At 69.3% G+C, this 11,190-nt stretch carries 10 protein-coding genes; 1 reads left to right on the forward strand and 9 read right to left on the reverse strand.

The annotated features are described in order from the left end of the window. Nucleotide 1: 1 nt before the first annotated feature. From FB391_RS17745 to FB391_RS17780, 8 genes are all read right to left on the reverse strand, one after another. Entirely contained in the window at nucleotides 2–1,111 is a 1,110-nt protein-coding gene (locus FB391_RS17745) for a Gfo/Idh/MocA family protein (protein WP_141896426.1), read from the reverse strand. Beyond that, nucleotides 1,108–2,964, reverse strand: coding sequence for a DUF6807 family protein (locus FB391_RS17750; RefSeq protein WP_141896427.1), 1,857 nt, complete (start codon nucleotides 2,962–2,964; stop codon nucleotides 1,108–1,110). Before FB391_RS17750 ends, FB391_RS17745 begins: the two co-directional genes overlap by 4 nt. Nucleotides 2,965–3,180: 216 nt before the next feature. Further along, nucleotides 3,181–4,524: an ABC transporter substrate-binding protein gene (locus FB391_RS17755; RefSeq protein WP_141896428.1), complete on the reverse strand. Its 1,344-nt coding sequence runs from the start codon at nucleotides 4,522–4,524 to the stop codon at nucleotides 3,181–3,183. Nucleotides 4,525–4,630: 106 nt separating this feature from the next. Next, entirely contained in the window at nucleotides 4,631–5,551 is a 921-nt protein-coding gene (locus tag FB391_RS17760; RefSeq protein ID WP_141896429.1) for a carbohydrate ABC transporter permease, read from the reverse strand. Next, nucleotides 5,538–6,464, reverse strand: a complete 927-nt coding sequence (locus tag FB391_RS17765) for a carbohydrate ABC transporter permease (protein ID WP_141896430.1) — start codon at nucleotides 6,462–6,464, stop codon at nucleotides 5,538–5,540. The genes FB391_RS17760 and FB391_RS17765 overlap by 14 nt, the downstream gene beginning before the upstream one ends. A 284-nt stretch (nucleotides 6,465–6,748) precedes the next feature. After that, nucleotides 6,749–7,132, reverse strand: coding sequence for a 50S ribosomal protein L7/L12 (rplL, locus tag FB391_RS17770; protein ID WP_018172776.1), 384 nt, complete (start codon nucleotides 7,130–7,132; stop codon nucleotides 6,749–6,751). 51 nt (nucleotides 7,133–7,183) lie between these two features. Beyond that, on the reverse strand, nucleotides 7,184–7,672 hold the full coding sequence (gene rplJ / locus FB391_RS17775) for a 50S ribosomal protein L10 (protein WP_018172777.1): 489 nt from the start codon (nucleotides 7,670–7,672) through the stop codon (nucleotides 7,184–7,186). 268 nt (nucleotides 7,673–7,940) lie between these two features. After that, a complete protein-coding gene (locus tag FB391_RS17780) occupies nucleotides 7,941–8,903 on the reverse strand; it encodes a DUF4349 domain-containing protein (protein WP_141896431.1) in 963 nt (320 codons plus the stop codon). Nucleotides 8,904–9,079: 176 nt separating this feature from the next. Between FB391_RS17780 and FB391_RS17785 the strand changes: the two genes are divergently transcribed. Continuing rightward, nucleotides 9,080–9,772 (forward strand): YqaJ viral recombinase family protein, encoded by a 693-nt coding sequence (locus tag FB391_RS17785; RefSeq protein ID WP_141896561.1) that lies wholly within the window; start codon nucleotides 9,080–9,082, stop codon nucleotides 9,770–9,772. Nucleotides 9,773–9,922: 150 nt separating this feature from the next. On the opposite strand, the gene FB391_RS17790 is transcribed toward FB391_RS17785, so the two are convergent. Continuing rightward, a complete protein-coding gene (locus FB391_RS17790) occupies nucleotides 9,923–10,912 on the reverse strand; it encodes a hypothetical protein (protein WP_141896432.1) in 990 nt (329 codons plus the stop codon). Nucleotides 10,913–11,190 lie beyond the last annotated feature (278 nt).

An 11,190-nucleotide genomic window follows, 5' to 3' on the forward strand; every position in this document is an offset into this window, starting at 1 on the left:
GTCAGAGCAGGCCGAGGTCGCCGAACGTCCGGCCCTCCCATGCCACGGCCTCGCACGCGTCCTCGACGCCGTCGACGCTGCGGAAGACCTCGTCGCCGGATGCCGCGGACCGGACGAGCCGCGGGTCCAGCGCGGTCGCCGCCGGACCGGTGACCACGGCCTCCAGCACCCGCGTGAAGGCGCCGGTCCGCGCGAGGGGCGCCATGAGCTCCGAGCCGTGGCGGATGTGTGCGACCAGGTCGTCCAGCAACGCGACGCGCTCGAACTCGTACGTGCGCGGCAGCGGCCGGCCGTCGCGGAAGACGTGGAGCGTGTCGAGCGTGTAGTGGTAGACCAGGTGGCCGCGTGTGCCGCGCACCAGCACGTACGGCTCATGACGCCGTGCCGCCGTCACCGCGAGCCCCGCGGCCAGGCGTGAGCCGCCCTGCAGCGTCACCACGAGCGAGGACGTGTCGTCGGTGTCGATGTCGTTCGCGCGGCGCAGATCGGCGTCCACTCCGATGACGTCGTCCGGTGCCGCGGCGCCCGCGATGGCGAACGCGGTGGCCACGGCATGCGCCAGCGGGTTGGTCACGACGCCGTCGGCGACCAGCCGTCCGTCGATCACACGGTGGCCGGCCCAGGGCGCGCGGCGCCAGTACTGCTCCGACCTCGACCAGAGGCCGACCGCCCCGTAGTGCAGCACGTCGCCGATGATCCCGGATGCCGCCGCCTCCGCGGCGGCCGGCACCCCCGCGCTGCCCAGCGACTGGAACCCCACCTGCACGGCCCGGGAGGCGGCATCCGCTTCGTCCACGAGCGCGCGATGATCGGCGACCGACGGCACGGGCGGCTTCTCCAGCAGCACGTGCGCTCCCCGCGACAGCGCGAGCGCGGCGAGGTCGGCATGCGTGGGGATCGGGGTGCTGAGGATCGCGATGTCGAGCTCGGCATCGGCCAGCATCGCCGCCGCATCCGCGAAGACGCGGGTGGTGCCGGGCACGTCGCCTCCGCCGCGAGGATCGGCGACCGCGACGAGCTCGAGGCCCTGTGCGCGGGCGAGCGTCGCGTCGACGTGCGAGCGTCCGTGGCCGTGGACCCCGGCGATCCCGACCCGCAGGCGCTCCGTCACAGGCCTGCCTCCGTGCGCAGCTGCGGCAGCGCGGCCTCGACCGCGGCGGCGTCCGCGAGCTCGCCGTCCAGCACGTACGCGGTCAGCTCCAGATCGAGCTCACCGCCTTCCGGGAGCGTGCGCGGCTCGTCCCACGCGACGGCCGGCCCCGCGCCGAGATACTCCGCGAACCGCACGAACCACGGCATCCGCTCCGCGCCCTGCGTCAGCACGACCGTCGTGCCGCGATCGGGGAACGTGAAGGCCAGCCATTCCGTCGCTGCTCCGTGCACGTCGCGCTCGGTGTCGCCGGCGGGACTGAACACGCGCGCGATCTCGGGCGCGAACCGCCAGAAGATCCCGCCGTACCCCGCGCCCTCGCGCCCGTTGGTGGCGGGCGACCCGAACGTGATGGCATCCAGCGTCGCCTTCAGGTGACTGCGCCAGCGCAGCGCCCAGCCGTTGGCGAGCTCGGCCGAGCGCAGTTCGCGCACCTCGACCAGCTGCGTCGTGCCGTGCTCGTCGACCCAGCTGAGCCGCTCGTCGAGCACGTGACCGTCGATGTGCAGCCGGTCGCGGCGCTGACGGCCGTGATTGGGCACCATGATGGATCCCTCGCCGCGCACATAGGTGCGGCCGCCCCAGTAGGACGTGCCGTTGACGTCGGCGATCGCGAGGCTGACCCCGAGGTGATGCGGGTGATCGGTCGGCTCGGTGACCGTCAGCGGCGTGCCGGCACGCGAGATGACCGCGTCCAGGTACGGCCGGGGCGACAGCACCGAGTCGACGCTGGTGCCCTCTTCGTATTGTGCGACGACGGTCGACCCGAGCCGCAGCACGGGGCGTGCCGGGCCCACCCAGCCGCTGGCGTGCGAGGCCGGGCCGGAGCTGCGGCGCGGCACCAGGACCGGCCGGTAGAAGAGGGGGTGGTCGGCGTTCTCGCCGTCCAGTGCTTGGCGCATGCGATTCCAGGCCTGCCGCCCGATCTCGATCCGCGGGACCGACATGGTCGTCAGCGGAGGGGCGGCGAAACGGGACTGCGGGATGTCATCGATCCCGACGATGGACAGTTGTTCGGGGACCTCGACGCCGACCTCGCGCAGACGCGACATCAGGCCGAGCGCGACGAGGTCGTTGAAGGCGATCGCTGCGGTCGCTCCGGTCTCGAGCACCGCGTCGGCGGCATCGTAGCCGGACTCCATGCTCGAACCGGCCGCGATGGTGAGGAACTCCAGATCGGGGTACTCGCGCGCGAGCTCGCCGAGGCCCTGCGCGCGTAGCTCGTTGGCGTAGCTGAGCGGCGGGCCCGCGACATAGGCGATGCGTCGATGGCCGAAGCCCCGCAGATGCACCCCGAGCTCCTTCACCGCGGTCACGTAGTCCACCGACAGCTGCGCCGCAGCGGTGTCGTCGACCCGCCGGTTCACCACGACGACCGGGGTGGTCCGCTGGATGAGGTCCCGCAGCTCCGCGTCGGGCATGCGGGGCGAGACGAGCACGAGCGCGTCGCACTTGCTGCGCGCCTCGCTCGCGATCTCGGCCTCCACGCCCACGGCCTCGGCGCTGTCTGCCACGAGCACGCGGTAGCCGTCGCGCGCCGCGGCGACCGTCAGCCCCTTGAGCACGCCCTGGAAGAGCGGATTCTCCAGATCCGGCACGAGCAGGGCGATCGTGTGGCTGCTCCCCCGCACCAGGCTGCGCGCGGCCTCGCTCGGCGAGTAGTTCAGCGCGGCGACGGCGCGGTTCACCTTGGCGACGATCGCCGGGTCGACCGTGGCGACGCCGTTGAGGACGCGCGACACCGACGCCTGTGACACACCGGCGTACTGTGCGACCTGCGCCATCGTGATGGGGCGCGACGTGACCTCGGTCAACGCGGATCCTCTCTTTCGTCAATCATGGGCGTGCGCGAGCACGGTGCGGCGCATCCGCGCCGGATGAGGGATGCCGCACCGCGGCATCCGGCTCCGTACCGGCTGCCTGCCGGTGCGGTGCCGCCCGGGACCGGACTCCTCATCACGTCGGTCCGGCCCCGTGCGGTCTGAGGGCGACGGGCTGCGCCACGGGGGGACGGCGCAGCCCTTCGCCGGCTAGATCGCTGCGTCGTCGAGCGCCCGCTGCAGCTCCTTGATGAAGCTCTTCGCGGCGTCCTGCGGCGTCAGCTCGCCGAACAGCACCTTCTGGGTGTGCTGGTCGATGATGGTCTCGATCGCGCCGCCGCCCGGCGGGGTCGCCGGCGGGGCGTCGCCCACGCGGGGCGCGATCTCGTCGAGGAAGGCGACGACCTCCTGGTCGACCTCGCCGAGCTTGGGCGTGATGTACTCGCGGATCTTCTCGTTCGCGGGGACGCCGCGCTCGGCGAGCAGCAGGTCGGCGGCCGCTTCGCTGTTCGACAGGAAGTCGAGGAACAGCGCGACCTCGGCCGGGTGCTCCGTCTTCGCCGACGCCGACCAGAACATCGACGGCTTGTAGTACGCCGCCGCGCTCTCGCCTTCGTCTGTGGTGGGCACCATGAGGGGCACCAGCGTCTGGCCGCTCGCCGACCGCAGTGCCGCCACCTGGTTCGACCACCACGGGCCGAACGCCGACTGGTTGGTCGCGGTGAACGACTCGGCCAGACCCGCCGACTCGCGCTCGATCGTGGCCGACGGGTCGGGCGTGCCGCCCGCCTCGGTCACGTCGAGCAGGTTCTGCCACCACGCGGCGAGCGTCTTCTCGCTCGCAGCGACCTCGGGTGATCCGTCCTCGGCGTACAGCGACTCGCCGTGCTGGCGCAGCCAGTTGTTGAGGCCGCCGTCCTCGAAGCCCCACGACTGCGAGCCGACCACGGCGCCGCCGCTCTTCTCGCTGACCTCCTCGGCGATCTCGTTCAGGTCGTCCCACGACCACGTCTCGTCGTCGGGCAGGTCGATGCCGAGGCCGTCGAGGACGTCGGTGTTGGCCATGTAGGTGTACGTGTTGATGCCGACCGGGATGCCGTACTGCGTGCCGTCCAGGGCGCCGGTGCCCAGCACCGAGTCGGGGAAGTCCCCCGTCGGCAGCAGGTCGCCCAGGCTGCCGAGGTCCAGGAGCACCCCGTTGGCCGCGTACGTCGACAGCTGCTTCTCGTCCATCTGGATGATGTCCGGCGCATCGCTGGCGGCCACGGTCGTCGCGAGCTTGTCCCAGTACCCGGCCCAGTCGGTGTACTGCGGCTCGATGGTGATGTTGTCGTGCTCGGCCTCGAAGGCGTCGATCAGCTGCTGCGTGATCTCGTGGCGGACGTCGTTGCCCCACCACGTGAAGGTGAGGGTGACCGGATCGTCCGACAGCGTCGGGCCGGTGTCGGGCTTCTCGGCAGGGGTACCGCTCGCGCACGCGGTCAGCACGAGCGTCGTCGCTGCGCCGAACGCGGCGAACTGCGCCCAGCGGGCTGCGGTTCGATTGCGTCGCATGTCTTGCATCCTTTCGACCGGAGTCGGTGTGTGGGGTGGTGCGGTGTGATGAGGACGAGCCGTGCGGCCCGCGAACTGCGTGTGCGGCATCCAGTCGATCTGGATGTCACTTGATCCCGGTCGTCGCGATCCCCTTGATGAGGAACTTCTGGCCGAACAGGAAGATCAGGAAGATGGGGACGAGCGAGACGACGCTCATGGCGAACATCTGCGCGTAGTTGGTGACGCTCTGCGCGTCCTCGAACGACCGCAGCGCCAGCGGAACCGTGTACAGCTCGGGCTTGGTGAGGAACACCAGCTGCGAGAAGAAGTCGTTCCAGGTCCAGATGAAGGTGAAGATCGCCGTCGTGGCGAGGGCCGGGGTCATCAGCGGCAGGATCACCTGCAGGAAGATGCGCGGGTGGCCGGCGCCGTCGATGCGCGCCGCCTCGTCGAGCTCCTTCGGGATGCCGCGGATGAACTGCACCATCAGGAAGACGAAGAACGCGTCCACGGCCAGCAGCTTCGGCACGATCAACGGCAGGAACGTGTTCACCCAGCCCAGCTGCGAGAACAGGATGTACTGCGGCACGATGATCACGTGGATCGGGAGCATGATGCTCAGGAGCATGATGCCGAACCACAGGCGCTTGGCCGTGAACTCCAGCCGTGCGAACGCGTACGCGGCCATCGAGCACGAGACGAGGTTGCCGACGATGCAGCCGACCACGATCACGGCCGAGTTCCACAGGTACACGTTGAAGGGGTACTGCAGCGCGTTCCAGCCGTCGGTGTAGTTCGAGATCTCGAAGCTGTCGAAGATGATGCCCGGCTCGCGGAAGATCTCGTCGTTCGGCCGCAGCGAGCTCACGACCATCCAGATGACCGGGTAGAGCATGAGCGCGGCCAGCGCGATCAGCAGCGCGTGGCGGACGATGCTCGTCAGCGGCTTGCGGAACGGGTTGGGCGAACGGCGAGCGGGCGGGCGGCCGGTGACGACCGTCTCGGTGGGGAGCGCCACGACGGGCTCGGGGTCAATTTTCGTCATCGTAGAACACCCAGAACTTGGAGGACCAGAAGGCGACCACCGTCAGCAGCGCCGTGATGATGAGCAGGAGCCAGGCCATCGCCGAGGCGTAGCCCATGTTGAAGTTCGCGAAGCCCTGCTGGTAGAGGTACAGCGTGTAGAACAGCGTGGAGTCGACCGGGCCGCCGGTGCCGCCCGAGACGATGTACGCCTGCGTGAACGACTGGAACGTGCCGATCAGCTGCAGCACCGCGTTGAAGAAGATGATCGGGGTGAGCAGCGGGATCGTGATGCGGAACAGCTGCTGCCGGCGGTTTGCCCCGTCCACGGCCGCCGCCTCGTAGTACATCGAGGGGATCTGGCGCAGGCCGGCCAGGAAGATGATCATCGGGGACCCGAACGTCCACACGTGCAGGATCATGAGGGTGCCGAGGGCGGTGTCGGGGCTGGAGATCCATCCCTGCCCCTCGATGCCGAACCATGCGAGCACCTGGTTGATGAGCCCGTCGACGCCGAAGATCTGGCGCCACAGCATCGCGATGGCGACGCTCGCCCCGAGGAGCGAGGGCAGGTAGAACGCCGAACGGTAGAAGGCCAGTCCGCGGAGCCCGCGATCGAGGATGATCGCCAGGAACAGCGCGACCGCCAGCTGCAGCGGCACCGAGACCAGCACGTACGTGAACGTGACCTGCAGTGCCGTGTGCAGGCGCTCGTCCTCCCACATCCGCACGTAGTTGTCGAAGCCGTTGAACTTCGGCGGGCTCAGCAGGTTGTACCGCGTGAACGAGAGCGCGAACGAGGCGATCATGGGGCCGATGGTCACGAGCGCGAGGCCCACGAACCACGGCGTCAGGAACAGGTAGGCGGCCTTGTTCTGCTTCTTGCCCACGGATGTGGCGCTCTTCAGGCGCCCGAGCTCGCCGAGCGCGCTCATTCGGCGGCCCCGTGCGGCCTGTTGTCGGGCCGGCGCGTCGTCGTCACCGTGTCCTCCGGATCATCGTCATCGATTTGAGAATGCGCTTTCTGGAATGCGCTTTCTCATTCTTGTCAGAGCGGATGCCGGAACGCAAGTGTTTCCGGAAAATCGCGGCAGAACGGTGATCAATCCGTGAGATAGGGCTTACTCAAGTGGCCCGGATCGGCCCTGACGTGCGCGTTGTCCGGGCATGACGAAAGCCCCGGGTGCGAACACCCGGGGCTTTCGTGAAGGGAACGAGATTACTTGAGGGTAACCGTCGCGCCGGCCTCTTCGAGGGCGGCCTTGGCCTTGTCGGCCGTCTCCTTGTTCGCGCCCTCGAGGACGGGGCTCGGAGCGCCGTCGACGAGCGCCTTGGCCTCGCCGAGGCCCAGCGAGGTGAGCTCGCGGACCGTCTTGATGACCTGGATCTTCTTGTCGCCGGCAGCCTCGAGGATGACGTCGAACGAGTCCTTCTCCTCCTCGACCTCGGCCGCGGCACCCGCGCCACCGGCGCCGGCAACGGCGACGGGAGCAGCAGCGGTGACGTCGAACTTCTCCTCGAACGCCTTCACGAACTCGCTGAGCTCGACAAGCGTCAGGCCAGCGAACTGCTCGAGCAGCTCCTCAGTGGTGAGCTTCGCCATGATGTATCTCCTAGATAAATGGGGTTTGTGTGGGGAAGACGTACGGGTCGCTCACGCGGCCTCGGCGGTCTCCAGCTTTTCGCGAAGCGCGTCGATGGTGGCGGCAGCCTTGCCCATCGTCGCCTTCATCATGCCCGCGGCCTTCGCCAGCAGAACCTCACGGCTCTCCAGCGAGGCGTACTTGTTGACCTCGTCGGCGCTGAGGGCGTTGCCCTCGAAAACGCCACCCTTGATCACGAGAAGCGGGTTGGCCTTGGCGAAGTCACGCAGAGCCTTCGCGGTGGCGACGAAGTCGCCGTGCACGAACGCGATGGCCGAGGGGCCCTTGAGGTCCTCGTCCAGCGCCGTGATCCCCGCGTTGTTCGCGGCGATCTTGGTCAGCGTGTTCTTCACCACGGCGTATTCCGCGTCCTGACGGATGTTGTTGCGCAGCTGCTTGAGCTGGGCAACCGTCAGACCGCGGTACTCGGTAAGCAGGACGGCGTTCGAGTTCTCGAAGTTCTTCGTGAGCTCGGCGACCGATGCATCCTTCTGCGCCATGGTCACTCCTTGTGTGGATGAGACGCTCCGCGATGGCGGGGCGTCGGCCGCAGGCTCCCGCTCATCTGCTCTCGGCGGGCAAAAGAAGAAGCTCCGGCGCAAGCGCACGGAGCTTCGGAAGAATCATCGTGACACCTGCGCGGGCCCCTGCTGTTGCAGTGCTTCGATCTCGTACGCTTGCACGCACGACGATGACCGGCGGTCTTCGGCTCCCTCAAGGGTACGGGATGCCGCGCCTGCCGCCAAATCGTCGCGGCTCGGCCGCGGCTCAGCGCGGAGGTTCCGACGATGACGGGGACGCAGCGCCGACGAGATCAGGCGCAGGCGGAACGAAGGGCGGCGTCCCCGGACCACCGCCCTGCGGCGGCTTCGGCGTGCGACGGCGACGCAGCAGGCGGATGAGCAGGGCGATCAGCGCGGCGATGAGGCCGAGGCCCAGCAGCCACGGGAGCATCACACCGATGACGATGACCAGGCCGCCGAGAAAGGTCATGAGCGCGTTCCATCCGACCCCGAGTCCGCTCCAGAACGAGTCGGGCGCCGTCGAGGGCAGCGGCTGCGAAGAGAGCGTCAGCGTGAGCGTCGACAGGTCGATCCGCTCCGCATAGTCGCTCTGCTGCGTCAGGTAGCCCTCGAGCTCGGCCTGACGGTCCGCGATCTCGGACTCGATCGCGAGCAGATCGGCGACGGTCGTGGCGCCGGCCTGGAAGCCCTGCAGGCGCGCGATCGTGGACCGCAGGGCGGCGACATGGGCATCGATGTCCTGCACCTCGGTGGTGACGTCCGTCTTCGCCGTGCGAAGGTGGCTGACCTCTCCGAGCCCTCGCAGGTCGTCGATCGCGTCCTCCAGCACGGCGGCGGGGATGCGCAGGATCAGCATCGCGGTCGCCGACGACGGGTCCCCGGATTCCTCGCGCCCGTCGACCCGCCCGCCCGAGGCAGAGGCGATCCGCACGGCGTCGCCGGCGGCCTCCGCCACGTCGGTCACCACGATCGCCATGTCACCGGTGATGATGACCGCCCGGTCACCGTCGACGGCATCGTCGTCGGGCTGGATCTCGGGCACGGCGCCGCCGGCGTCGCCCGACCCGCCGGCCGAGCACCCCGCGAGCGCGAGGGTCCCGGCGATCAGGAGCGCCGAAGCGGCCAGCATCGACCGCACCCACCGACGCCGTCGACTGCCGGCGAACCGGCCTCTGACCGGCGATTCGTCCACCTCGCTGTGCCCCATCCGCACACGGTAGCCACTGCGCCTCGCCCTGCGGGAGTGCTGACGCGTGTCGGTCCGGTAACGATGTCCGGGACGCGATGAGAGCCGACGGACGCCCTCGCCCCTCGACCCGCTGCGGCGAGCGCGTCGTGTCGGCGGATGTCCGGCCGGCGGCGTAGCCTCGAAAGGTGACCCCGATGCCTGTCGCCGTGCCCGCGTTCGCGGCGCACGCCCCCGAGCTCGCGGCCCGCATCGTCGCGGACTCGCGCGACCGGGTCTCGTGGGTGCGGGCGCGTTCGCGCGGCATCACGGCCACGGACGTCGCCGCCCTGACCAGCGACAGGGCGATCCCACGGGCGGCCGATGCGAAGCTGATGGGGTCGGGCTTCTCAGGCAACGCCTACACCGCGCACGGCCGCGCACGCGAGCCCGAGATCGCGGGCTGGGTGGCCGCCACCCACGGCATCCAGCCGTCGTCCGCGCTGTTCCACGCCGTCGTCGAGAAGCGGCACCTCGCGACGCCCGACGGCATCGCGGTGGACGCCGCAGGACGCGTCACCCTCGCCGAGATCAAGACGACCAACAAGTCGTGGCGCAGCATCCCCCGCTCGTACCTGCGACAGGTGTGGTGGCAGCAGCACGTCCTCGGCGCTGAGCGGACGCTCGTGGCCTGGGAGCAGCACGACGACTTCGTCCCCGTCGGCGACGAGCCCCGCTGCGCGTGGGTGGACCGGGACGAGGCCGAGATCAACAAGCTCGTGCGCCTCGCGACCGCCCTCATCGACGAGCTGTACCTGCGTCACACCCGCACGCGCCAAGGAGCCGAGCGGATGCCGCAGCCGCCCGCTCCCCCGCGTGAGCCGTTCCGCGCACTGGCGCTGGCCGACTGACCCCCTCCCCCTCCTCTCCCTCCTCCTCCTCCTCTTCTCCCTCCTCTCCGTCCTGTCGCGATCATGTGCTCTCGCCGAACGCACACGCTGCATGCGCACGTAGCATGTGTTCTCGCCGAGAGCACATGATCCCTGCGCACAGGTGCATCGTCACCCGGCGAGCGGAGCGACACCGAACGACGCGAGGCGCGCAGCCAGCGACGCCGCAGTGACGATGTGCGCGGCCTCGACCCGGACCATGCGCCGCTGCGTCGTCCCGCGGATCCAGTCCTCACGCCGCTTCTCGTCGAGCACGACCTGCTCGACGGTCTTCCCGTGAGCGCTCGCGAGTTCGAGGTACTTCCCGGCGCCGTCGAACTCGAAGAACGTCTTCTCGTCCTCGAGCTCAATGTCGACGCGGAACACCCTCCCGTCCGGACCGGGCACCTCGACCTGCAGACGCATCCGCCGGAAGCCGAGCCGTGCGAGCTGCAGTCGGCTGACGGATTCGCCCGGCGACTCCGACTCACCCTCCGCGAAGCGGATCACACGCTCGGCCTGCCGGATCCCGCGTGCGCCGCTGCTCTGGGCGCACCGCTCAAGCATCCGCCGGCGCCATTGCGCAGCGAGATCGGCGTCGTATCCGTCATCGACCATCGCAGAGCGGCGGAGTCCCGCGTCCGCGACGGCGACCGCGGCCTCCGGGGCGAGCGTGCGCACCAGATCGAACACCGTGCGATCGAGCGTCGTGCACCTCACACCGTCGATCACGACGACGTCATCCTCACCAAGCCGTTCGCCATGCCGGCGCAGGCCCGCCCGACTCGACATCCGCTTGCCCTCGGGCGTGGTCACGTGCACCGCGGAGGGCGTGTGCCGGTACAGCGACAATCCGTGCAGCACACCGGCGGAATCGTATGACGCCACACCCCCGCCGTCGCGCATCTCGGCGATGGCCGCGCACACCTCGAGCAGATGCCGGGACTCAGGCCACAGGTCGCGCCAGGTCTCTTCGTCGACGTAGCGGTTCCGCTGCAGGCGTCTTTGATCACCGGCTCTCACCGCGGCGGCGAGCCCCCGCTCCGTGACCCCGGAGCGCAGCAGCTGCTCACGACATCGCACGAGGTCGCGCGCTTCATCGAACGTCAGGTGACGCGGCATGCCGGCCATCCTGCGCCGCACGCGGGGGCGTCTCCGCCACCGAGGCGCAGACTGTGCACAAGTCCACCCGAACGCCGCTTGTGCAGGAGGGATGCCGGGCGCCCGGCATCCCCCGACCTTCCCTCCATCGCGATCATGTGCTCTCGCCGAATGCACACGTTGTTCGCGCACCTAGCGTGTGACCTCGGCGAGAGCACATGATCGCGACAGGCACTCCCGGCGATAGTTGACACATGTCAACCACGAGCGTATCGTTGACGTTTCTCAACTGTTGACAT

It is taken from the genome of Microbacterium kyungheense (genome assembly GCF_006783905.1).
GTDB lineage: Bacteria > Actinomycetota > Actinomycetes > Actinomycetales > Microbacteriaceae > Microbacterium > Microbacterium kyungheense.

Bases quoted from the DNA above. Each gene is read 5' to 3' on its own strand.
- FB391_RS17755 (WP_141896428.1), bottom strand. From the start codon at position 4,524: ATGCGACGCAATCGAACCGCAGCCCGCTGGGCGCAGTTCGCCGCGTTC.
- FB391_RS17760 (WP_141896429.1), bottom strand. From the start codon at position 5,551: ATGACGAAAATTGACCCCGAGCCCGTCGTGGCGCTCCCCACCGAGACG.
- FB391_RS17765 (WP_141896430.1), bottom strand. From the start codon at position 6,464: ATGAGCGCGCTCGGCGAGCTCGGGCGCCTGAAGAGCGCCACATCCGTG.
- rplL (WP_018172776.1), bottom strand. From the start codon at position 7,132: ATGGCGAAGCTCACCACTGAGGAGCTGCTCGAGCAGTTCGCTGGCCTG.
- rplJ (WP_018172777.1), bottom strand. From the start codon at position 7,672: ATGGCGCAGAAGGATGCATCGGTCGCCGAGCTCACGAAGAACTTCGAG.
- FB391_RS17780 (WP_141896431.1), bottom strand. From the start codon at position 8,903: ATGGGGCACAGCGAGGTGGACGAATCGCCGGTCAGAGGCCGGTTCGCC.
- FB391_RS17785 (WP_141896561.1), top strand. From the start codon at position 9,080: ATGCCTGTCGCCGTGCCCGCGTTCGCGGCGCACGCCCCCGAGCTCGCG.
- FB391_RS17790 (WP_141896432.1), bottom strand. From the start codon at position 10,912: ATGCCGCGTCACCTGACGTTCGATGAAGCGCGCGACCTCGTGCGATGT.